22 protein-coding genes and 1 pseudogene are annotated in these 23426 nt (G+C 38.9%); 21 read left to right on the top strand and 2 right to left on the bottom strand.

What is annotated here, in order from left to right:
- Positions 1–97 precede the first annotated feature (97 nt).
- The 9 genes from pyrC (at position 98) to GQR38_RS07615 (ending at position 8970) form a co-directional block, all read left to right on the top strand.
- Entirely contained in the window at positions 98–1150 is a 1053-nt protein-coding gene (pyrC, locus tag GQR38_RS07655; protein ID WP_024590811.1) for a dihydroorotase, read from the top strand.
- 440 nt (positions 1151–1590) lie between these two features.
- On the top strand, positions 1591–1794 hold the full coding sequence (locus tag GQR38_RS07650; RefSeq protein WP_002961702.1) for a cold-shock protein: 204 nt from the start codon (positions 1591–1593) through the stop codon (positions 1792–1794).
- Between the two features lie 1098 nt (positions 1795–2892).
- Entirely contained in the window at positions 2893–3663 is a 771-nt protein-coding gene (locus tag GQR38_RS07645) for a DUF3450 domain-containing protein (RefSeq protein WP_024590812.1), read from the top strand.
- Positions 3664–3669: 6 nt separating this feature from the next.
- On the top strand, positions 3670–5034 hold the full coding sequence (locus tag GQR38_RS07640) for a MotA/TolQ/ExbB proton channel family protein (RefSeq protein WP_007583865.1): 1365 nt from the start codon (positions 3670–3672) through the stop codon (positions 5032–5034).
- A complete protein-coding gene (locus tag GQR38_RS07635) occupies positions 5034–5558 on the top strand; it encodes a MotA/TolQ/ExbB proton channel family protein (RefSeq protein WP_002961709.1) in 525 nt (174 codons plus the stop codon). The genes GQR38_RS07640 and GQR38_RS07635 overlap by 1 nt, the downstream gene beginning before the upstream one ends.
- Before the next feature lie 14 nt (positions 5559–5572).
- Positions 5573–5977 (top strand): biopolymer transporter ExbD, encoded by a 405-nt coding sequence (locus tag GQR38_RS07630; RefSeq protein WP_007583867.1) that lies wholly within the window; start codon positions 5573–5575, stop codon positions 5975–5977.
- Positions 5977–6594, top strand: a complete 618-nt coding sequence (locus GQR38_RS07625; protein ID WP_007583869.1) for an energy transducer TonB — start codon at positions 5977–5979, stop codon at positions 6592–6594. The genes GQR38_RS07630 and GQR38_RS07625 overlap by 1 nt, the downstream gene beginning before the upstream one ends.
- A gap of 11 nt (positions 6595–6605) precedes the next feature.
- A complete protein-coding gene (locus tag GQR38_RS07620; protein ID WP_010553387.1) occupies positions 6606–7865 on the top strand; it encodes a tetratricopeptide repeat protein in 1260 nt (419 codons plus the stop codon).
- Between the two features lie 61 nt (positions 7866–7926).
- Complete coding sequence (locus GQR38_RS07615) at positions 7927–8970, top strand: hypothetical protein (RefSeq protein ID WP_024607675.1); 1044 nt, start codon at positions 7927–7929, stop codon at positions 8968–8970.
- 16 nt (positions 8971–8986) lie between these two features.
- Here GQR38_RS07615 and GQR38_RS07610 read toward each other — a convergent pair whose 3' ends face one another.
- Together GQR38_RS07610 and GQR38_RS07605 are read right to left on the bottom strand one after the other, a co-directional pair.
- Complete coding sequence (locus GQR38_RS07610) at positions 8987–9313, bottom strand: TraR/DksA C4-type zinc finger protein (RefSeq protein WP_024590816.1); 327 nt, start codon at positions 9311–9313, stop codon at positions 8987–8989.
- Between the two features lie 61 nt (positions 9314–9374).
- Complete coding sequence (locus tag GQR38_RS07605; RefSeq protein WP_165722474.1) at positions 9375–10355, bottom strand: tRNA-dihydrouridine synthase; 981 nt, start codon at positions 10353–10355, stop codon at positions 9375–9377.
- Positions 10356–10580: 225 nt separating this feature from the next.
- On the opposite strand from GQR38_RS07605, the pseudogene GQR38_RS20685 reads away from it, so the two are divergent.
- The 12 genes and pseudogenes from GQR38_RS20685 to adk form a co-directional block, all read left to right on the top strand.
- Positions 10581–11114: pseudogene (locus GQR38_RS20685) on the top strand (hypothetical protein); the annotation flags it as partial.
- A 427-nt stretch (positions 11115–11541) separates the two neighbouring features.
- Complete coding sequence (locus GQR38_RS07595) at positions 11542–12399, top strand: DUF692 domain-containing protein (RefSeq protein ID WP_165722477.1); 858 nt, start codon at positions 11542–11544, stop codon at positions 12397–12399.
- A 36-nt stretch (positions 12400–12435) separates the two neighbouring features.
- On the top strand, positions 12436–13188 hold the full coding sequence (locus tag GQR38_RS07590) for a putative DNA-binding domain-containing protein (protein WP_165722479.1): 753 nt from the start codon (positions 12436–12438) through the stop codon (positions 13186–13188).
- Between the two features lie 72 nt (positions 13189–13260).
- A complete protein-coding gene (locus GQR38_RS20640) occupies positions 13261–13383 on the top strand; it encodes a hypothetical protein (protein ID WP_002962301.1) in 123 nt (40 codons plus the stop codon).
- A gap of 169 nt (positions 13384–13552) precedes the next feature.
- Complete coding sequence (apt, locus tag GQR38_RS07585) at positions 13553–14098, top strand: adenine phosphoribosyltransferase (protein WP_165722481.1); 546 nt, start codon at positions 13553–13555, stop codon at positions 14096–14098.
- A 3-nt stretch (positions 14099–14101) separates the two neighbouring features.
- A complete protein-coding gene (gene dnaX, locus GQR38_RS07580; protein WP_165722483.1) occupies positions 14102–16627 on the top strand; it encodes a DNA polymerase III subunit gamma/tau in 2526 nt (841 codons plus the stop codon).
- A 60-nt stretch (positions 16628–16687) separates the two neighbouring features.
- Positions 16688–17014, top strand: coding sequence for a YbaB/EbfC family nucleoid-associated protein (locus tag GQR38_RS07575; RefSeq protein ID WP_002962306.1), 327 nt, complete (start codon positions 16688–16690; stop codon positions 17012–17014).
- 7 nt (positions 17015–17021) lie between these two features.
- Entirely contained in the window at positions 17022–17630 is a 609-nt protein-coding gene (gene recR, locus GQR38_RS07570) for a recombination mediator RecR (protein WP_008165968.1), read from the top strand.
- A 296-nt stretch (positions 17631–17926) separates the two neighbouring features.
- On the top strand, positions 17927–19828 hold the full coding sequence (locus GQR38_RS07565) for an MFS transporter (protein ID WP_165722485.1): 1902 nt from the start codon (positions 17927–17929) through the stop codon (positions 19826–19828).
- A 4-nt stretch (positions 19829–19832) separates the two neighbouring features.
- Entirely contained in the window at positions 19833–20558 is a 726-nt protein-coding gene (locus tag GQR38_RS07560) for an RluA family pseudouridine synthase (RefSeq protein ID WP_165722487.1), read from the top strand.
- A gap of 118 nt (positions 20559–20676) precedes the next feature.
- Entirely contained in the window at positions 20677–22590 is a 1914-nt protein-coding gene (htpG, locus tag GQR38_RS07555; protein ID WP_007584077.1) for a molecular chaperone HtpG, read from the top strand.
- Between the two features lie 188 nt (positions 22591–22778).
- Complete coding sequence (adk, locus tag GQR38_RS07550) at positions 22779–23423, top strand: adenylate kinase (RefSeq protein ID WP_007584076.1); 645 nt, start codon at positions 22779–22781, stop codon at positions 23421–23423.
- Positions 23424–23426: the final 3 nt, after the last annotated feature.

Below are 23426 nucleotides of genomic sequence, written 5' to 3'. Positions count from 1 at the left end.
CGGTAATGTCATCAACATATGCATTATTTTTAATAAAATCTTTACTCGAAAACATCATATGCCTATGATCGGATAAATTCAGCCTTGGAACAAAGTAATGACAAGCAATAATACAAACTCTGTAACAACCCTTACTATCACTCGCCCAGATGACTGGCATGTACATTTACGTGATGGCGACCAGCTAAAGGATACTGTACGAGACATTAGCAGATACATGGGTCGCGCTATTATTATGCCAAACCTTGTTCCGCCGGCAACATGTACTGATACCGCTCTTTCTTATCGAGAACGTATTATGGCAGCAGGCCCACAAGGTGCCTTTGAGCCATTAATGGTACTTTACCTTACTGATAAAACGACACCAGATGAAATAGAGAAAGCAAAAGCAACGGGCAAAATAGTAGCTGCAAAGCTTTATCCTGCTGGCGCTACAACCAATTCTGATTCGGGTGTTACATCAGTCAAAAATATTTACCCGGTTTTAAAAGCAATGCAAGAAGTAGGTATGTTGCTGTTAGTACACGGAGAAGTTACTGATTCATCAATTGATATTTTTGACCGTGAAAAAGTATTTTTAGAGACGATTTTAGGGGATGTGGTAAGTGACTTTCCTGAACTTAAAATTGTACTAGAGCATATTACAACTAAAGATGCAGTAGAGTTTGTAGTTAATGCACCTAGCAATGTAGCAGCAACAATTACAGCTCATCATTTACTTTATAATCGTAATCATATGTTAGCGGGTGGAATTCGCCCACATTATTACTGTTTGCCAATCCTCAAACGTAACATTCACCAGCAAGCATTAATGGCCGCAGCTATAAGTGGAAATAAAAAGTTTTTCTTAGGAACTGATTCTGCACCACATTATAAAGATAAAAAAGAAGCTGCTTGTGGTTGTGCTGGTGCATATACGGCCCATGCCGCTATTGAGTTATACGCTGAAGCATTCGAAGACGCAGGAGCTTTGGACATGCTTGAAGGATTTGCAAGCCACTTTGGTCCTGACTTTTATGAGTTGCCGCGTAATGCCGATACAATAACATTACAAAGAAAACCATGGGACGTACCTGCAAGTTATACCCTAGGCGACTCTGAAGTTGTGCCTATAAAAGCAGAAGATACTATTGATTGGTCTGTTAAATAGTTAATATTTTATATTTAAACCAAAAGCCGCTTAATTTTTAAAGCGGCTTTTTTGTTTGTATTTTTGATGTTATTGAAGCGTTATTTGACAGTATTGCTGTTGTAGAGGGCTTTTATACGCGTTTATAGCAATATATATTACAATAATACTTTATAGTTTTTGCTTAGAAATTAGTCAGTTAAAGGCGATTTAAAACAAATTTATATTTTTAATAAATAATTCCCAATTAATAGAGCGAAAAAAAATATAATGTGTTAATCTTACCTTGCTTTGAGTTTTTATGTATTGAATTTACGGATATTGTGCTGCGTTTAAGGTTACCGGTTAGGTTATTACTTGTTCCTGTACTGTACCTCCATATTTTTGAGCATTGACTCAGGGAGGATATTGCCATAATAATATGGCTGAATTTTAATTATTGACTTACAGGAAAATTTAGTATGTCGGTTACTGGTAAAGTAAAGTTTTTCAACGAAGCTAAAGGCTTTGGTTTCATTGAACAAGAAAATGGTCCTGACGTGTTTGTACATTTCAGCGCAATCACTGGTTCTGGTTTTCGCACTCTTAGCGAAGGTCAAGCAGTGACATTCAGCATCAAACAAGGTCAAAAAGGCCCTGAAGCTGAGAACGTAGAAGCAGCATAATTTATTATGTGAACTCTAGTTCATCTTGGTGAAGCAGGTCTCTGTTTCACCATAATTCCTCTCTATGTACATAATTAATAAAATCCTTCTTTTTAAATCCTTGAACACAAATTTCATATATTTTTAAATCTTCTATTTTAATACAAACCCAAAATTCAATTATCTGAATAACTTATACAATCGAACCACTTTCTATCGCATTTAAAACATCCCTTACAATTTATCCAACTGATCTGATACTTATATACATAAAAATGATGCCAAATAACAATCTGTGTAAATTTTAGTGTAAGTCTTGCTACTGCAATCAGGTTGAAGTTTTGTACTTTAACTATAAATGGGCAAGGGAACCTCTATAGGCCTCTGATAGCTTATTATGGAAGCGTTAGGCATCATTTATAGTCCATTATTATTAAAGTTGAGCAGCTTTTTGTGATTAACTTTGTTACTAAATAAATTTAACTGTTAAATAGTATTAATGAGCACTCTAAAGCGGTAAATGTAACTCGTCTAATTATCGAAAACTATTTGGCTATTTCAGGCCTTGCTAAAAGAAACTTATTATTACTATTTATGGGAAACACGTTTTATAAATGGCTTTAGGCATTGCGTGCATAAAGCAAGCTGGGCGGTATTAGAGATTATCCAGTGTTGTTTTTTTGTGCGACAAATGGTTTGTTTTTTCAGATGAAGTGTTATTGGGGAGATAAAATGTGCTGAAATCGTTTAAAAAATAACTTTTGTCATATCTATCTATATTTTTTTTTGTTTTTTTTCAGTGCGAATTCAGCTTTGGCTAAATGTTGCAATAATGTTGTTTTATGTCAGTACAATGCGAATAAATACACCCCTTCAAAAGGCTTTAATCGAAATATTAAGCAAAAGCTTAGTTGCAATAATGTTAACAGTTGTGTGCTAGTACTTTTGTTTAAGCATTAACTTAGCTATTTATTTGCAGAGATTAGTAAACATCAAGTTGACAGCGCTAATTGCATTTAGCATTATTGGAAGGTTGATATCTATTAAAAGATATCAGGGTTGTTCTCTTCGGAGGATAATTAAATTATAAAAGTAACATTACTTAATTGGTTGGGAACTATGTCTGTTAAAATCAGAAAGAGTCTTGTAGCAACTGCGTTGGTTGGCGCATTTGCATTTGCAAGCAGCAATGTGATTGCAGATCCTTTGAATGACGTGCAAAAAGCAGGTCAACAAATTCAAAAGGCTGCGGTTAAGTCTCAAACTAAAATTGACAATGTATATGGTCAAACTCAGGAGCTAATCGCTGAGTACCGTAGCGTTGTTGATGAGACTGAACTTATGAAAGTGTATAACGATCACGTGTCGCGCTTGGTTGATAGCCAAAACGCGTCTATTGAATCGTTTGATCGTCAAATCGCTACGATTGATAACACGAAACAAAACGTTGTGCCTTTGATGTATCGCATGATCGATACGCTTGAGCAATTCATCAAAGCGGACGTTCCATTTAATCTAGAGACGCGTTTAGGACGTGTTGAAAGACTACGTGAAATCATGGTTTCTGCGTCTGTAACGACGTCTGAAAAATTCCGTCAAGTACTTGAAGCTTACACTATTGAAACAGCATACAGCTCACTTGTATCTGCTTCACAAGGTACACTAGAAGTTGATGGCAAAAGTATTAACGTTGATATCGGTCAGTTAGGTCGTATTACTTACGTTGCTCAGTCTTTTGACTTGAAACATGCTTGGGTGTGGGATAACAACACTAAACAGTGGAAAGAATTAGGTGAAGAATACCTAAAACCTGTTAAAGAAGTTATTCGTATGGCGCGTAAGCAAGCGACATTAGAACTTGTTAAACTACCTATCTTTGGCGCGGAGTAATCAATAATGAAGAAACTATTTAAAGGTTTTGCTGTTGCCGCAGTACTAACTGTTTCTGCAGGTACCGCGTTAAATGCACATGCAAATACTGGAGCTCTAGATAAAATACTTGAGCAAGTAAAGCAAGAGCGTATCTCTGAAGGTAAAATCGATAAGAAACGTGAACAAGAGTTCTTATCAGATCGTGCTGACAAGCAATCTTTACTTAATAAAGCTAAAAGCCAACTTGCTTCTGAGAAGTCTCGTGGTGAAAGCTTAACTAAGCAATATGCACAAAATGAAAACACGTTAGCTGAAAAAGAAGCTGCTCTTCAAAGTGCTCAAGGTACTTTGGGTGAGATGTTTGGTGTTGTACGTCGTGCAGCTCAAGACGCTATCGGTTCTATCGAAGCATCACTAGTTAGTGCTGAGAAACCTGGCCGTGCAGAAATCTTACGTTCATTAGCTGCTGCTAAAGAACTTCCAACTGTTCGTGAACTTGAAGAGCTTTGGATTTCACTTCAAACAGAAATGACTGAATCAGCTAAAGTTTCAACTTTTGAAACTGAAGTTGCTGGTCTTGACGGTAACCCGTCAATGAAGAAAGTAACGCGTATCGGTAACTTTAACTTAGTTACAGACGATGGTTACTTAATTTATTCACCAGAAACAAAGTCTATTCAGCCTCTAGGTAAACAGCCTGATAGCTATATTTTAGACGGTATCACTGATCTTGAAAATACATCACCAGATAACTACGCTGGTGTTTATATCGATCCGACTCGTGGTGCTATCTTACGTATCAACACTCAAAAAGCGACACTTATGGAATACTTCCATCAAGGTGGCGTAGTTGGTTATATCATTACAGCTTTACTAGCTTTAGGTATGCTAATTACTCTAATTCGCTTTGTTGACCTTACACTTACTACTAGTAAGATTAAGAGCCAGCTTAAAAATGTTGCTACACCGAATACAAATAACCCACTGGGTCGTATTCTTAAAGTGTACCATGACAACAAGAACCAAGATGTTGAAAACCTTGAGCTTAAACTTGATGAAGCGATTCTACGTGAAACGCCACGCATCGAAGCTGGTATCAACATAATTAAGATTCTTGCTGCAATCGCACCATTACTAGGTCTACTAGGTACAGTAATCGGTATGATCTTAACGTTCCAAACAATCACATTGTTCGGTACGGGTGATCCGAAGATCATGGCAGGTAACATCTCTCTAGCACTTGTAACTACAGCGCTAGGTCTAATTGCTGCATTACCACTAATTCTACTTCATGCTCTTGTAGCTGGTCGTAGTAAGTCGGTATTACACATCCTTGATGAGCAAAGCGCGGGTATCGTTGCTACTCACGCGGAGAAGGAGAAAGCCTAATGCTAGTCCTGATGGAGATATGGGAATCTATCAGGGATTTTGTTGGCACAGGCGGCCAGGTTTTATACGTGGTCGCGATAGCACTCTTTCTGATGTGGGTTTTAATGATTGAGCGCTATTGGTTTCTACTTGCAGAGTTTCCTCGCACAGCGAAAGAAATTGTAGCAAAGTGGGATGCCCGCCAAGACACTACGTCTTGGTACGCACACAGAATCCGTGAAGCATGGATTTCTGAAGCGTCTGAAAAATTAGATCAGCGTATGTTGTTGATTAAGACATTAGTAGCTGTTTGTCCTTTAATAGGCTTACTTGGTACTGTTACTGGTATGATCTCGGTTTTTGAAACCATGGCCAACCAGGGTACGGGTAATGCACGCTTAATGGCATCAGGTATTTCAATGGCAACAATCCCAACAATGGCTGGAATGGTTGCGGCACTATCTGGAGTATTTTTTAGCTCACGTCTTGAGACAAAAGCTAAAATGGTGAAAGCCAAACTTATTGATAGTATGCCTCATCACTAGAGAGAGAATTAAATATGGCACGTAAACAACGTTTTCGTGAAGAAGAAGAAGCAGCGGTTGATATGACGCCAATGCTTGACATCGTATTTATCATGCTTATTTTCTTTATCGTAACTACATCGTTCGTTAAAGAGGCTGGTATCGAGGTCAATAAACCAAAAGCTGCCCAAGCTACTAAGCAAAAAAATGCTAACATTTTTATTGCTATTCGTAGTAACGGCGAAATCTGGGTTGATAAACAACAAATTGATGTTGAACGTATTTCAGCAAAAATCGAAAGTTTATTAGCAGAACAACCTACTGAAGTTGTGATTATACAAGCTGATAAAGAAGCTAAACACGGCACAGTGGTTAAAGTTATGGACCAGATTAAAGCGACGGGTGACAACCTTAGAATTTCAATAGCTGGAGATCAGTAATGATTCGTTTTCTGTTTTCACTGATTGCAGGTGGGGCAGTTACTTTCGGCTTGTTCTACTTCATGGCCTTCCTCATCTCTGGTGGGGCTGACCGTAATACGGAACAAAAAGAGCAGATCATAGTCGAAATAATGACGAATCCGCCTGAATCTAAGGTGCAGGAGAGGAAGCGTGTACCGCCTCCTCCTCCACCACCGCCAAAGCAGCCGCCTAAACCGCAGCCGCCACAGCCGGAAAATAATAATCCAAACCCTGGTGCTATGTCATTTAACATGGGTAGCATTGATGTTGGTAGTTCAGCTGGTGGACTAAGTGGTCCTGGTGCATTTGGACGAGATGGTGATGCGACACCTATCGTTCGTATAGAACCAAAATATCCAACGCAAGCAGCACGTGATGGCAAAGAAGGTTGGGTACAACTTTCATTCACAATTGATGAGTTAGGTGGAGTAACTGACGTTGAAGTAATTGACGCAGATCCAAAACGTATCTTTGACCGTGAAGCTAAACGCGCACTGCGTAAGTGGAAGTACCGTCCTAAGATCATTGACGGAAAACCACAGAAACAACCAGGTTTACAAGTTCAATTAGACTTTAAACTTAACCAAGGCAACTAAGGAGGCGAGTAATGAGAAATTTTTCTAAAGTAACTGCTCTTGCGATTCTTATGTCTGTGTCGGGTGCTACTTTAAGTGCATCTGTTTTAGCAGCGCCAGATTACGCAAAGATTGAAGAGCGTAAAAAAGCAAAAACTAAAATCATGGGCGAGCGTACTGGTAAAAAGGTAATTAAAGCATTTGACTTGTACAACGAAGAAAAAGTTGATGAAGCAATTGTTTTGCTTAGAGAGATTGAACCTTCGAATGACTTTGATAAAGCGACCGTAAATCGTTACTTAGGTAGCATGTACGCTCAAAAAGAAAAGTATGACGAAGCGATTAAGTACTCTAAGCAAGCAGTTGCCCCTGATGTTTTAAACTTTGCTGATCAAGAACAAACTCTAAAGCTGTTAGGTGATTTATACGCTGGCACAGAAAAGTATCAAGAAGCCAAAAAAGCTTATGTTACTTGGATGGATTTTACCGGTGAAGAAGATCCTACGGTTTACACGCGTATTGCCCAAGCTAACTATCAGTTAGAGCAATTTCGTGATGTTTTTGAACCAGCAGATAAGGCAATTAAACTTCAAAAAGAACCTAATAAAGGTCCTTACCAATTAAAACTGGGTGCATACTTTGAACTTAAAGATTATGCAAACATGGTTAAGATTGGCGAAGAGATTGTTCGTGTATGGCCTGATGATAAAAAAGCTTGGGTTAGCTTAGGTAAATATTACCTACAAACCGAAGACTATCAAAAAGGTTTAGCAACGATGGAAGTTGCTTACAAGAACGGTTACTTTGAAAATGAAGTTGAGTATAAAGTCTTATCTAACTTTTACTCTCTAAACGAGATCCCTTTTAGAGCAGCTGTAACGCTAGAAAAGGCCGTTAAGAGTGAAAAAGTAAAACGTACAAAGCAGAATGTTAGCGCGATTGCTAGTAACTATCATCGCTCTAAGGATCTAGAAAAAGCTGCTAAGTACTACGAAGAAGCTGCTAAATTTGATGACGACGCTGAACTTTACCGTAAAGCTGGTTCATTACTTTTACAATCTGAAAAATTCAGTGCTGCTGTTGTTCGTTTGAACAAAGCATTAGAGCTTGGCTCTGACAAAAAAGGTACTATTTATTCAGATTTAGCTGAAGCGTATTACTATCAAGGTAAGTATAAGCAAGCATATGCTGCAATTACTAAAGCTATGGATGACCCTCGCACACGTAAGTTTGCAAAAGGTTGGTCTACATATATTAAAGATAAAGCCGCTCGCAACGGTGTTAAAATTTAATTTTAATTAGCTAAAGCAACTTATAAAAAGCCCCTCTGGGGCTTTTTTTATTGGAACTACTATGTATAAAAAGCTCTCTTTTTCATTACTACTGTGCTTATTTTTAGCTGCATGTTCAAAGCAGCCTCAACCTTATGAGTCATTTGAAGACGCACAAGTTGCTTTAAAAACTTTAAACATGGCACTTGTACAACCAGACGCTAAAAAAATCGATAGGATTACTAAAGAGCAATTGGTCTTTTCTGATGCGTATTTAGTTAAACGTCATACTATTTATCAGAACCTAATGGGTATGGAGCTTAATCTCAATCAAATTGCACAAGTAAACTACTTGGTTATTGCAGAGCGCTTTCCTGAGCGCTATTTTAATTGGCCGGCTCAAGTAGACGTATTAAAAAACATGCTTGCTTTTGAGGGTTCAAAAAGTACGCCGGATAATATTATTACTTGGCTTAAGTTAACCCAAGATACGCTAGACAGTGCTAAACAAAGCAATTTAAAGCTGAATAAAATTGAGCTCACACTACTACAAAGCTATGTATTGAGTGCGATAGGTAGTAATGACGTTCAACCAGCGCTTAAGAGTCATATAAGAGCTTTTAGCGATTATTTAGCTAGTTACAAGCCTAGAGGTAGTGTTGGTCTGAGAGGCCTGCCAAATGGGTCACAGTGGTATCAGAGCAAACTAAATTACTTTAGTGGCGAAGTACATTCACCGCTAGAGTGGGTTACTATTTTAAATGAAAATATAAAAGTATTAGATCGTGTTGCATTCGACAGTAAATTGTCTATTTCTCATAAAAAATCGTTTTTAGTGCAGTATCTATCGAATGAAAAATTAATTGAAGGGCTTGATTGGCAGGCTGATTATCAAGACTTACCTGCAATGGCGAGCAATATGAACATGTCTGATAAAGATAAAACATTGATGCTTGCAATGATGGAATCAGATATTGGCATTCATTACCATGCGTGGACTTTGCCACAGGCAAAGGTGAATCTTATGAAACGCTTAGAAATCACCCAAGAAGAGGCTCAATATTTAGTTGAAGATATAATACTCTACCCAGGGCAATCATTTAGCTTTATACAACAAATTATATAATGATTTGAAAGTGCGCTTATTGTGCGCACTTTGTACACCGTTGGGTTGCGGGATCTAGTTCAAGTGATTTGGCTGGTATTTTTTCTTCACAGTCGCAGCAGTAGCCATATTGCCCAATTTCTATTTGGCTGACCGCTGCTTCTAATTTAGTCATGCGACTGATCAAAAACGCATACTCAGGACCTAGCTTCTCTGCTGCACAGTCTAACCATTCATTGTTTGCTGTATTATCTAAAATTTGTATTAAATGCTGATGTGTAGGGTAGGCTGATTTAGAAAGCATAGTTAATATATTTAATTTAATTTGTGCTATTTCATCGTTTAGTCTTTTTTGATGATGCATTATCAGTACAACCTTATTAAATTGGCTTCACGTTATACTGATATTATCTAGAGGCTTTAGGTTAGCCGTTATGATTTGAATCAAGTTGCGGTGCTTTGGCGTATTTATTTAATACGCTTGCCACATCTTCTTTACTTTTTAAACGCCTGATTTCATCAAATAAATCGATCGCTTGCGGGTATTGGCGTTTAAGGTAACCTAGCCATTGCTTTGTACGAGAAGCAAAATACTTTTCATCTTTTGCAGGGTCTTGATGAATAGCAGAGTGGATTAAGTGATAAATAATATGCTCCCATTGAAGGCCATCATATTGTTCATTATTTACATGAGCTTTAATTTTTGTTGCTAAATCAGGGTGCGAAAGGGCGCCACGACCGAGCATCAAATCAGTACATCCACTTCGTTTTTGGCAAAGCATTGCGTCCTCAACTTGCCAAATTTCACCATTGGCAACAACGGCAATATTTTTATCTTTTATTATTGGTGGAATTTTTTCCCAATAAGCTGGCGGGTTATAACCATCACGTTTGGTTCTGGCGTGTATAGCTACACTATTTGCGCCTGCGCTTACCACAGCATCAACAATTTCTTGGCTGTTACTGTCATCATCAAAGCCTAAGCGAATTTTTGCACTTACTTCATGTTTATCATCTACAGCATCTCGGACTGCTTTAATAATCGTATACATGTGGTCAGGATCTTTAAGCAGTACAGCACCCCCTCGACTACGATTAACGGTTTTTGCTGGGCAACCAAAGTTAAGGTCGACCCCATGAGATCCTAAAGCAATTGCTCTTACTGCATTTTCGGCTAACGGATTTGCTTCTTGGCCGAGTAATTGAACACGCACAGGAGTACCTGCTCGCGTAAATCCATTATTATGTAGTTCAGGGCAAAATCGATGAAAAACTTTATCAGGTAAGCATGTTTCAACCACTCTTACAAACTCGGTAACGCACAAATCGAACCCACCAATGTCTGTGAGTAATTGGCGCATTTTAAAATCAACGACACCTTCCATAGGTGCTAAAACAAGTTTCATAAAGTGATTAATTTTGATAAAAAACTGGACGCATAGTTTACCTGTAAATCACACATTGATAAATCTGTAATTACCAACCATATTTAATGTAGAAACCGCAAAAGTAAATATTATGAAAATAAATGAAAGTTTTTATTCTTGTACAGGTCTACTTAAGCATACAAGCAATTTAAAATACATTTTTATTGCTGAGATTTACAATACTTGATTAAAGAGAGTCACAAAATGAATACAGTTAAAAAAAATACAATCGCGTTAACTTTAGGTGCAGTAGTTGTTGGCTCTGCAAGCTTTGTATCTGCAGATGTACAAGCCAACCCATTTGAGTTTCAACAATTAGTGACAGGTTACCAACTAGACGCTAAAGAAGGTAAGTGTGGTGAAGGTAAATGTGGCGGCGATGCTAAAGATGCAAAAGCTAAAACAGAAGGTAAGTGCGGCGAAGGTAAATGTGGCGGCGATGCAAAAGATGCAAAAGCTAAAACAGAAGGCAAATGTGGTGAAGGTAAATGTGGCGGCGATGCAAAAGATGCAAAAGCTAAAACAGAAGGCAAGTGTGGTGAAGGTAAATGTGGCGGCGATGCAAAAGATGCAAAAGCTAAAACAGAAGGCAAGTGTGGTGAAGGTAAATGTGGCGGCGATGCAAAAGATGCAAAAGCTAAAACAGAAGGCAAGTGTGGTGAAGGTAAATGTGGCGGCGATGCAAAAGATGCAAAAGCTAAAACAGAAGGCAAGTGTGGTGAAGGTAAATGTGGCGGCGATGCAAAAGATGCAAAAGCTAAAACAGAAGGCAAGTGTGGTGAAGGTAAATGTGGCGGCGATGCAAAAGATGCAAAAGCTAAAACAGAAGGCAAGTGTGGTGAAGGTAAATGTGGCGGCGATGCAAAAGATGCAAAAGCTAAAACAGAAGGCAAGTGTGGTGAAGGTAAATGTGGCGGCGACGCAAAAGATGCAAAAGCTAAAACAGAAGGCAAGTGTGGTGAAGGTAAATGTGGTGGCGATGCAAAAGATGCAAAAGCTAAAACAGAAGGCAAATGTGGTGAAGGTAAATGCGGCGGCGATGCTAAAAAAACTAAAAAAGAAGGTAAGTGCGGCGAAGGTAAATGTGGCGGTCGTTAATATCTTATTCTAAATAAGTTATGCTAAAAGGGCCTTAAGGCCCTTTTTTGATAAGTTAGAGGTAGTTATGACACAAATCCAGAGTACAGATTTCGGGATGGTGGGCCTTGGCCTACGACGAGAAATGCTTGATGAACTGCTTGAACACGTACCTAATCAAGTAGATTTTTTGGAAGTTGCGCCAGAGAACTGGTTAAAACTAGGTGGGCGCTTTAAAAAGCAATTTAGAACATTAACAGATGCAAACAATTTTGTGTGTCATGGATTATCACTGTCTATCGGTTCACCCGAACCACTGGATGTTGAATTTGTTAAGTCTTTAAAAGTTTTTTTTGAAGAGCACAATATAAAAATTTACAGTGAGCACTTAAGTTACTGCTCCGGTACAGGCCATATGTATGACTTAATGCCTATTCCGTTTACACAAGATGCTATAGCACATGTTGTCCCTCGTATTAAACAAGTACAAGACATACTTGAGCAGCAAATTGCGATAGAAAATGTTTCCTATTATGGCGCTCCTGGACAGCAATTGTCAGAGCTGGAATTTACAAATACCATTTTAGAGCAAGCAGACTGCAAGCTTTTACTGGATGTGAATAACATTTATGTGAATTCGATTAATCATGGCTATAACGCACAATCGTTTTTAACTGGGCTGCCTTCTAATCGTATTGCCTATGGGCACGTTGCTGGCCATTATAATGAGGCTGATGACTTAATAGTTGATACACATGGTGCTGATGTCATTGATCCTGTGTGGGAGCTACTGGATAAAGCATATGAAGTGCATGGCGTATTTCCAACCTTGCTTGAGCGCGATTTTAATATTCCTACCATGAATATTTTAACCAAAGAGTTAGATATAATTCATGAGCTACAAGCTAAACACATTACTTCAACGGTTTCAAAACAACGAGCTTAATATAAGTCTTTATAAATATTAAAAGAGTGCCTGGTTATGAGCTTTATTGAAATACAAAACGAATTTATGGCGCATATTCGCGAGCCTAAAAAAAATAAAAAGCCCAGCGGTATCGAAGACAGACGTATGGCCATTTATCGCGACCTATTTTTTAATAACATTGAAGGTTTTATATCATCAGGTTTTCCGGTATTAAAAACCTTATATACAGACAAGCAATGGCTGGTCCTTGTACGCAAATTTTTTAGCGAATATGATTGTCATTCGCCGTACTTTTTAGATATAGCAGGGGAGTTTATTAATTACTTATCAAGTGATTATAAAATGAAAAGATACGATCCCGTGTTTATGCTAGAACTTGCACATTATGAATGGGTAGAGCTAGATGTATCGATTGCACACGAAGATGAGCAAGAGCAAAAATTACAAACAACAGCGCTTACTAGTTCTGCTTTGTATTTATCGAAAACGGCAAGAAATTTAAGTTATCAATTTCCGGTTCAAAATATTAGCAATCGCTTTAAACCAAAAGAGCCATCACCTCAGCCTAATTATTTTGTTGTATATAGAGATGAAGATGATGACGTTCAATTTCTGGCTACGAATGCGATGACTGCTTTATTACTATCAATTATTGAGGCAAGTGATGGAGCGACATTTGACGACGTTTGCCAACAGGTATTTGCTCATGCACCACAATTTAATGCAGAGCAAATTGCTCAAGGCGCATTGGTTACCCTCAATGCAATGGTTGAACGCGGTGTAATTGTGACAAAAAATCAAGATTAAGGTCTTTATTGATGATTTTACATCGTCTATTATGGCAGCCTTATTTGTCGTGCTTAATAAAAGGTTGTACCAATGTCAGATGATAAAGACTTTAAAGATCCGTTCAACGCTACTTATTTTCTTGCTTTCTTAGCTGTATTTGCAGGAATTGGTTGTTTAAATGCAATATTAGGCTGGATCACTAGCTTAACTTAAAATGCATAGCGTTTATTAAGGCTGTTGCTTACTTCAGCCTTGAACCACTTTATTTTAATTACCCCCCATAGTTAATACTTCTTTTATAGTAACGCCAAACTCGCAATTAAAGGTTAGTTAAGGTTATAATCACCTGCTTTGTAATATAAACAATTGAGCAGTTAAAATTATGACTCAAGTAACACCAGCAATTATCAAAAACAGCATAACTACAATTGCTGATTATCCAAAGCCGGGCATCATGTTTCGCGATGTAACCACTTTAATGGCAAATCCAGAAGCCTTTAAAGCAACTATTGACGCGTTTATCGCAGAATATAAAGATCAGGGTTTTACTAAAATAATTGGCACAGAATCACGTGGCTTTATTTTTGGTGCACCACTGTCTTACGCATTAGGCATCCCGTTTATTCCAGTTCGTAAACCAGGTAAGTTACCACGCGAAGTTATTCGTCAAGATTACTTACTTGAGTACGGTGAAGACACGCTAGAGCTGCATGTTGATGCAATTGTACCTGGCGATAAAGTATTATTAGTTGATGACTTATTAGCAACTGGCGGCACAATTGAAGCCACCGCTAAATTAGTTCAAAAACTAGGTGGCGAAGCCACAGATGCTGCATTTGTTGTATCACTACCAGAACTTGGTGGCGAGCAGCGCATCAAAAAAATGGGTATTAAAATCCTAAAATTGGTTGAATTCGAAGGCGAGTAATCGATGAGTTATCAGGTTCTAGCGAGAAAATGGCGTCCTCAAACCTTTCATGAATTGGTTGGGCAGTCTCATGTTAAGCAAGCGCTTGTAAATGCGCTTACACAAAATAGACTGCATCACGCTTATTTATTCACTGGAACCCGCGGTGTAGGTAAAACTACTATTGCGCGTATTTTTGCTAAAAGCTTAAATTGCGACGAAGGTATATCTGCAAATCCGTGTGGCCAATGTAGCAGCTGTTTAGATATAGAAGCAGGGCGCTACATTGACTTACTCGAAATAGATGCGGCTTCTCGTACAAAAGTAGAAGACACCCGCGAAATACTCGATAACGTTCAATATGCACCAACACGTGGACGTTATAAAGTATACCTAATCGATGAAGTTCACATGCTTTCTAAGCACAGCTTTAATGCGCTTTTAAAAACGCTTGAAGAGCCACCAGAGCATGTGAAATTTTTATTGGCGACGACCGATCCTCAAAAACTACCCGTTACTATTTTATCTCGTTGTTTACAATTCAACTTAAATGCCTTGTCGCAAAGTGAGATTAAAACACAGCTTGAACACGTACTTACTCAAGAGCAGCTTAGCTTTGATACCGATGCACTTAGCATTATTTCAAAAGCAGCTGATGGCAGTATGCGTGATGCGCTTAGCTTAACCGACCAAGCTATCGCACAAACAAATGGTGATATTAATAATCAAGCAGTACAAACAATGCTTGGTTTAATGGATACTCATTATAGCCAAAGCTTGCTTGCAGCATTACTTGCACAAGATGGCGCTGCGCTAATGGATGAGATTGCGCAGGTGGCAAGTCGTAATCCTAATTATGTGGCATTGCTTGATGATTTAATTGCACTTACGCATTTGACCCAACTAACCCAGTTAGTGCCAGAAGCGGCAGGGCTAGATGAAAAAAATGTAGATTATATTGCTCATGTTGCACAACATACGAGCCCACAACAAATTCAAATTTATTATCAGTTACTGTTAAATGGTAAAAAAGATTTACAATGGGCACCAGAGCCTCGCTTAGGTTTTGAAATGATAATGCTAAGATTATTAGCATTTAAGCCTACAGACGCTCAACAAACTGTACACACAGTAAACGAAGAGCCGGCCCCAAATAAACAAGGCCGCGCAAATGCACTGCGAGATATATTAAATAAAAATAAAACATCGCAAAACACTGTAGCTAGCCAAAGTAGTGTCCCTGTAAATAATACTAAGCCAGTTAGCAATACAGAGCAGACTAAATCCCTTGAGATAGAGCCTTTACCAAATGTTGCTGCTCAGACATCGAATAATGACGTCGTACAAAGTAATAATGAGCCTGCCCAAGTTGCAGTAGAGCAACCGGTTCAACAAAGTGAAAACGCTTTTGAACAACAGGCTTCAGCTAATGAACAACCACAAACCAATGTTGTTTCGGATGCTCAAGCCCAGCGCCAAAGTGAAGATGAAGCTTACATGCAACATAGTGATGCTGAGCAAACGTTAGCTTCGCAGTTTGACGATATAATGAGTAGCGCTGTAGATCAGGGTTTTAAGCCTGCACCTACTGCAAACTCAGAGTCTTCACCAGAGCCCTTAACAAATCACAATGCAAGTACGCCAATAGCTGAACAAGAAGCGCAGGCGCAATCTGCCATTGCTCGTATTTTACGTGACAGAAACATATCGGGTGCGGGTAGGTTATCAGGCAAGAGTACAAGTACATCTGCAAATAATGTAGCAGTGCAGCCAAGCCAAGCGCCTGCTAAAAAGCCAGAACAGCATCCAAGAATGCCTCAAGCCCAAAGTGTTCATCCAGGTAGTGCAGATACAAGTGCAAGTAAGCTTAATAGCCCTTCAAGTACTGCGTCTGGCGATATCCCTCCTTGGGCGACTGATAGCGAAGGTGAGAGTGAAAAAAAGCATGAGCTCCCAGTAACAGGGGGCCAAACTCAGGCACATAATCACTCCAACATAAAGCCAACTAGTAAGATTGATTTTAAAGCAAAGCACCAAACAATTACTGAAAATCTTGCGCCAGAATTACTTGAGCAAATAAACCCTCAAAAAGCGCCTGAAATAGTGCCAGAGGAAGTAAGTATTCCTGCCCCTGATGATTTTCAAAGCCCAATTAGTGAAATTAGATTTGCACACCAACAAGATGAATGGGCTTATTTAATTAAACGTATGGGACTGGGTGGTCGTATGCGCCAATTTGCATTGCATTCAATATTTACCAAGCAAGGCAACAGTTTACATATAGACGTTGATGAATCACAAAAGCATTTAGATACACCGATGCTTCGCCAAAGATTAGATGCCGCATTGTCGAGTATTTATGAGCATAACGTGTCGTTAAGTATTAATTTTGCTAAGGGAGTTATTGACTCTCCTTATCTTATTCAGCAAAAAATTGATGCAGGTCGTCATCAACAAGCAATCGATGTGATCACATCTGATGAAAACATAGTACAATTTCAGCAAGTATTTAGCGCCGAAATTGACGAAAACAGTATTCAGGCATTGTAATTACTTACAATCGCCCTTATGTTCATGTTAATTAATGTATTAAAAGAAAGAGAGAAAGTTATGTTTAAAGGTGGAATGGGCAACATGATGAAGCAAGCGCAGCAAATGCAAGATCGCATGCAAAAAGCCCAAGACGAAATCGCAACATTAGAAGTTGTTGGCGAAGCCGGTGCCGGTTTAGTGAAAGTAACCATGCTTGGTAACCACAATGTACGTCGTGTTCAGCTTGATGAAAGCCTTATGGAAGACGACAAAGACATGATTGAAGACTTACTTGCAGCAGCATGTAACGATGCTGTACGCCGTGTTGCTGAAGAAACACAAGAGCGCATGGGTAAAGTAACTGGCGGTATGCAATTACCACCAGGTATGAAAATGCCGTTTTAAGTAAATAATGCAACTTTCAGATAGTTTAAATCAGCTTATAGAAGCACTGCGCTGTCAACCGGGCATTGGTCCAAAGTCAGCGCAACGTATTGCTTTTCACTTGCTTGAGCGCGACCGAAAGGGAGGCACTCAGCTGGGCAATGCATTGACTAAAGCAATGACAGCCATAGGGCATTGTCAGTCTTGTCGTACTTTTTGCGAACAAGCTCAGTGCGATATTTGTTTAAGTACAAAACGCCAAGACAGCGGCATATTATGTGTTGTTGAATCGCCTACTGACGTACTTGCCATTGAGCAAACGGGTCAGTACTTAGGGCTATACTTTGTTTTAATGGGTCATTTATCGCCAATTGACGGTATCGGCCCTAAAGAAATTGGCTTAGACGTTTTAGAGCAAAAACTTGCTCAAGGCGGTATTAATGAAGTTATTTTAGCGACTAACCCTACCGTTGAAGGCGATACTACAGCTCATTATATTGCTCAGCTTTGTCATAAATATAAAGTAGGTGCTTCGCGTATCGCTCACGGTATTCCTGTGGGGGGCGAGCTTGATTTAGTAGATGGTAGAACGCTTATGCATGCTTTTAGCGGCAGGCGTTTAGTTACACAAGACTAACTCTAAGTCACTATTTGAAAAGATATTATAAAAGCCTACATGATTAAATTATGTAGGCTTTTTTGTTTTTAAGGTAAGCTTAGAAGCAATCTAATACCAATCCGCAATAATACTTAATCATTTTGCGGGGCTAAACGTGTCGCTACCTGCGTTAAAAAATTCTCATTTAGAACAACTAAATAGCGAATTTTTTGCCTAGCTATCAACACGTTTTTCCGCCCTCAAAATAGATCATTTAATTAAAAAAATTGGTATAATATATTTTTGGGCTATGTCTCTAATTAGTAAGGAATACAATGAAAGATAATCAACCCTACCAAGGTACATTACTGGGTAGTAAGCGTTTTTTACCGCTTTTTATTACGCAGTTTTTCTCAGCGATAAACGATAACGTGTATAAGCAATCAGTGCTTATTCTATTGATATTCCAGGCTGCAACGCTTGCTGATGGCGCACTTTATTCAAATATTGCTGCTGGGTTATTTATCCTACCTTTCTTTTTATTTTCAGGGATGGCGGGGCAGCTAGCTGAAAAAACAGAAAAATCCAAACTAATCAGAATCGTAAAGCTATGTGAAATCCCTATTATGGTTGTAGGGGCAGTCTCGATTTTAACGCAGTATGTTTGGCTGATGCTAGCCACCGTATTTTTAATGGGCGTACAAAGTACGTTTTTTGGTCCATTAAAATACTCTATTTTACCGCAGCACGTAGCCCCTAACGAATTAACAAAAGCGAATGGTTTGGTTGAATCAGGCACGTTTGTAGCAATATTAATTGGTACAATTTTTGGCACCTATTATATTACTCAATCAGTAGGGCCTACGCTTATAAGTATTGCCGTATTAGTACTGGCTGTTATGGGTTATGTGAGCAGTCGCTTTATACCCATTAGTGAGGCAAACGAGCCTAACTTAAAATTTACCTATAATATATTTTCATCCACAAAAAACGTATTTTCAGCACTTAATTCGCAAACAGAATCTGTTGGTAAATCAGTACTTGGGATTAGTTGGTTTTGGTTAATTGGCGCAATTATTTTAACGTCCCTACCAAATTATGTAAAACACACAATGGGCGGCGATGAACTGGTTGTAACTAGCGCGCTTGTTGTGTTTTCACTAAGTATTGCTATTGGTTCGTTATTGTGTGAAAAGCTTTCTCGCTCTCGAATAGAATTAGGAATTGTGCCTTTTGGCGCTATTTTAATTACCTTGTTTTTATACTTACTGAGCCAAGAGAGCGCTATTAGCTCTTATTTACCTCAAAACCTTGAATTATTAACGCTTGAGCAGTTATTAAAAACTGGCGACATGGTGTGGCATTTTGTATGGATGGCGGGCATTGGTATTGGCTCTGGTTTTTACACTGTACCGCTGTATGCGCTTATTCAACAGCGTACTGAAGAGTCGAGTCGCTCACGAGTTATAGCGGCTAACAATGTATTAAATGCACTGTTTATGGTGGGCAGTGCTGTTTTAAGTATTGTTACGCTGTCTGTTTTTCAGTGGAGTATTTCAGAGTTGCTACTGTTACTAGCTGGGCTAAACTTGCTTATATCTGTTTATATTTATACCAAAGTACCAGAGTTCTTTTTACGATTTATTATATATATTTTAGCTATTTGTATGTACAGAGTGCGTACAAAAGGTGAAAGTAATATTCCAGATGAAGGCGCTGCGGTTGTAGTGTGTAATCACGTGAGCTTTGTTGATTGGATGTTTATTTTAGCAGCATCACCAAGGCCTATCCGATTTATGGTATTTGCCCCTATTTATTATTCGCCAGCCCTACATTGGTTATTTAAAATGGCCAAAGCTATTCCCATTAACAGTGAAAAAACCAATCCGGAAGCGTTTAAAAAAGCGTTTGACGAAGTAGCTGCTGCGCTTAATAAAGGCGAACTTGTTGGTATTTTCCCTGAAGGGAAACTAACCAGTGACGGCTCAGTGGATATTTTTCGCCGTGGAATCGAGCGCATTATTGAGCGCTCACCTGTGCCCGTTATTCCTGTGCATTTAGGGGGCTTGTGGGGAAGCATGTTTAGCCGAAAAGCTAAGTGGCAACTACCACGATTAAAATGGTCTTTGGTGTCGGTTGCAGTAGGTACCCCGATTGTCGCTGACAAAGTAGTAGCAGACGGTTTACGTGAGCAAGTATTGGCTTTAAAAGCACTTCATTCAAAAGATATTGATTAATTTAATGGCTAACTCAATATTGGATACACCAGTAGAGTCACAAATGATTGTTGATGACTTTGTAGCGCCTAAGTGCGACGGGTTTATTGAAATATTATATCAAGATGATGATATTTTACTGATCAATAAACCCAGTGGGTTATTAAGTTTGTCTGGTAAGAATCCGCTTAACTGGGACTCAGTACATTACCGTTTAGTAAATGGTCAAAAAGAGTTAACAGCCGCATTTGCTGAGGCTAAGTTACCGCATCGGTTAGATTTGGGTACATCGGGCATTATGATTGTTGGATTAAACGCCAAAGCATCAAAGCATCTTAATAAACAGTTTCAGGCGCGTACTATCCAAAAGCGTTATGTAGCCATGTTAGAGGGTAGCTTAGCTGTTGATGAGGGGGAAATTACTGCACCAATAGCAAAAGATAAACTGCTTTTTCCGCGAGTTAAAATTTGCCAAACGACGGGCAAAGTAGCGGTGAGTGAATACAGTGTGCTTGAGCGGCTTAAACAACCGTGCAGAACCTTAGTGCAATTTACGCCCGTTACCGGACGTACCCATCAATTACGAATACACAGCCAGTTTATAGGGCACCCAATTTTAGGCTGTGATTTATATAAAAGTGCGCAAAGTGAGTACATGGCAGGACGCTTACAATTACATGCCAGCGATTTATATTTTGAACATCCAACAACAGGTGAAAAGATTCATATTAATTGTCCGCACCCATTTTAGATAAACGAGATATTCTATTTTTTCGTTTCACCTTTTTTTGATTTTTCCCTTGAAGTTCTAACACCTCACCCCATATTAAGTGCATAACGCAGACACTTTGCAAATTGGAGATATATAAATGACTGCAGCACAAAAAGAAACATTAGGCTTTCAAACAGAAGTAAAACAATTATTAAACTTAATGATTCATTCTCTTTATTCTAATAAAGAAATATTTTTACGCGAACTTGTGTCAAACGCATCAGATGCGGCAGACAAGTTACGCTTTTTAGCGCTATCTCAAGGCGACCTTTACCAAGGTGATGCCGATTTACGTGTTCGTATTAGCGCAGATAAAGAAGCAAATACAATTACCATTTCTGATAATGGTATTGGTATGACACGTGATGAAGTAATAAGCTCATTGGGTACTATTGCAAAGTCGGGTACTGCTGAGTTTTTCAAAAACTTAACGGGTGATCAAAGTAAAGATTCACAATTAATTGGTCAATTTGGTGTTGGTTTTTACTCAGCATTTATTGTTGCTGATTTAGTAACTGTTCGTACACGTAAAGCCGGTGAAACAACCGCTTACGAGTGGGAATCTCAAGGTGAAGGCGAATACACGCTTCAAGAAATTGAAAAAGAAGGTCGTGGTACCGACATTATTTTACATCTTCGTGATGAAGAAAAAGAATTTGCTGACGATTACCGCTTACGTGGCATTGTTACTAAATACTCAGACCATATTTCTACACCAGTACAAATGTTTAAAGCAGAAGTACCAGAGTCTGAAGGCGAAGACGGCGAAAAAATTCCAGCAGTACCAGGTGAGTGGGAAAGCATTAACCGTGCAACTGCATTATGGACGCGTGATAAGTCAGAGCTTTCTGATGAAGAATACAAAGAGTTTTACAAGCACGTAAGCCACGACTGGGAAGATCCACTTAGCTGGGCACATAATAAGGTTGAAGGTAAAACTGAATACACGAGCCTTTTATACATCCCTAAAAAAGCACCTTTTGATTTATGGAACCGTGAACGTCAAAGTGGCTTAAAGCTTTACGTACAACGTGTATTTGTAATGGATGATGCTGAGCAGTTCATGCCAAGCTACCTTCGTTTTGTGAAAGGTTTACTAGATTCAAACGATTTACCTCTAAACGTATCTCGTGAAATTCTACAAGACAACAAAGTAACGCAAGCTATTCGTAAAGGGTGTACATCGCGCATTATTAAAATGCTTGAGCGTATGGCTAAAAACAAAGCTGACGATTACCAAGTATTTTGGAATGAGTTTGGCCAAGTAATGAAAGAAGGCCCAGCTGAAGATGCGGCAAATAAAGAAGCCGTATGTAAGCTACTACGTTTTTCGTCTACTCATACTGATTCAGAAACGCAAGATGTGTCGCTTGAGCAATATGTTGAGCGTATGAACGAAGGCCAAGACAAAATTTACTATGTAGTAGCTGATACATTTACTTCTGCGAAAAATTCTCCTCATTTAGAGATTTTCCGCAAAAAAGGGATTGAAGTATTGTTACTAAGTGACCGTGTTGACGAGTGGATGATGAGCCACTTAACTGAATTTGCTGATAAGCAACTACAGTCAATCACACGTGGTGATTTAGATTTAGGTAAGCTGGACGACGAAGAGACTAAAAAAGCGCAAGAAGAGTCTGAAAAAGAGATGGCTGGCCTTGTTGAGCGTATTAAAACAGCACTAGGTGATGACGTTAAAGAAGTACGCTTTACGCACCGCTTAACAGATTCTCCAGCATGTGTTGTAAGCGACGACAACGACATGAGCTCACAAATGCAAAAGCTAATGGAATCTGTTGGTCAAGCAGCCCCAGAAGCAAAACCTGTGTTTGAGCTAAACCCAGAGCATCAACTTGTTAAGCATTTGAATGACGAACAAGATGAAGATAAATTTTCACAGTGGTCACATGTTTTATTAGACCAAGCATTACTTGCAGAGCGCGGTACACTTAAAGATCCAACAGGATTTGTTACTCGCCTAAACAAACTAATGCTTGAACTAAGCAAGTAGTCAGTTAACTATTTAGTTAATAAAAGTGTAAATTATATACTTTAAATAAAAGGGAACGTATGCTCCCTTTTTTAATGCGCTGTAAATACATCAACAACTCATCAATTAGTATAAGTTGCTTGAGTATCGGCGGCGCTTGTGGAAGAATTCAGGCTTTAAAATAAATATCCATACTAGGGGACAATAATATGCGCATTATTCTTTTGGGCGCGCCGGGTGCAGGTAAAGGTACTCAAGCTCAGTTTTTAATGGACAAATACGGTATTCCACAAATTTCTACTGGCGACATGTTACGTGCAGCAATTAAAGAGGGCACGCCATTAGGCTTAGAAGCAAAAAAAGTAATGGATGCTGGTCAACTAATTTCTGACGATATTATTATTGGTTTAGTAAAAGAGCGTATTACTAAAGCTGATTGTGAGAAAGGTTTTTTACTTGATGGCTTCCCACGCACAATTCCTCAAGCTGATGCGATGAAAGAAAATGGCGTAGTGGTTGATCACGTTATTGAATTTGACGTGGCTGACGAAGTGATTGTTGAACGTATGGGCGGACGTCGCGTTCATCCTGGTTCTGGTCGTGTTTACCATATTGTATATAATCCACCAAAAGTGGAAGGTAAAGACAACGAAACTGGAGATGACTTAATTGTTCGCGCTGACGATACTGAAGAAACAGTACGTAAACGTTTAGGTATTTATCACGAGCAAACTATGCCATTAGTTGATTACTACCAAGCAGAAGCTGCTGCTGGTAATACTCAATACCACAAACTAGATGGTACACAAGCTGTTGAAGCTGTTAGTTCACAACTTGGTGAGCTTTTAGGTTAATTA

This window comes from Pseudoalteromonas sp. c7(2019), from assembly GCF_011378625.1.
GTDB lineage: Bacteria > Pseudomonadota > Gammaproteobacteria > Enterobacterales > Alteromonadaceae > Pseudoalteromonas > Pseudoalteromonas arctica.
The sequence above is the reverse complement of the archived record's forward strand: the minus strand, read 5'-3'. Positions and strand labels throughout refer to the sequence as shown.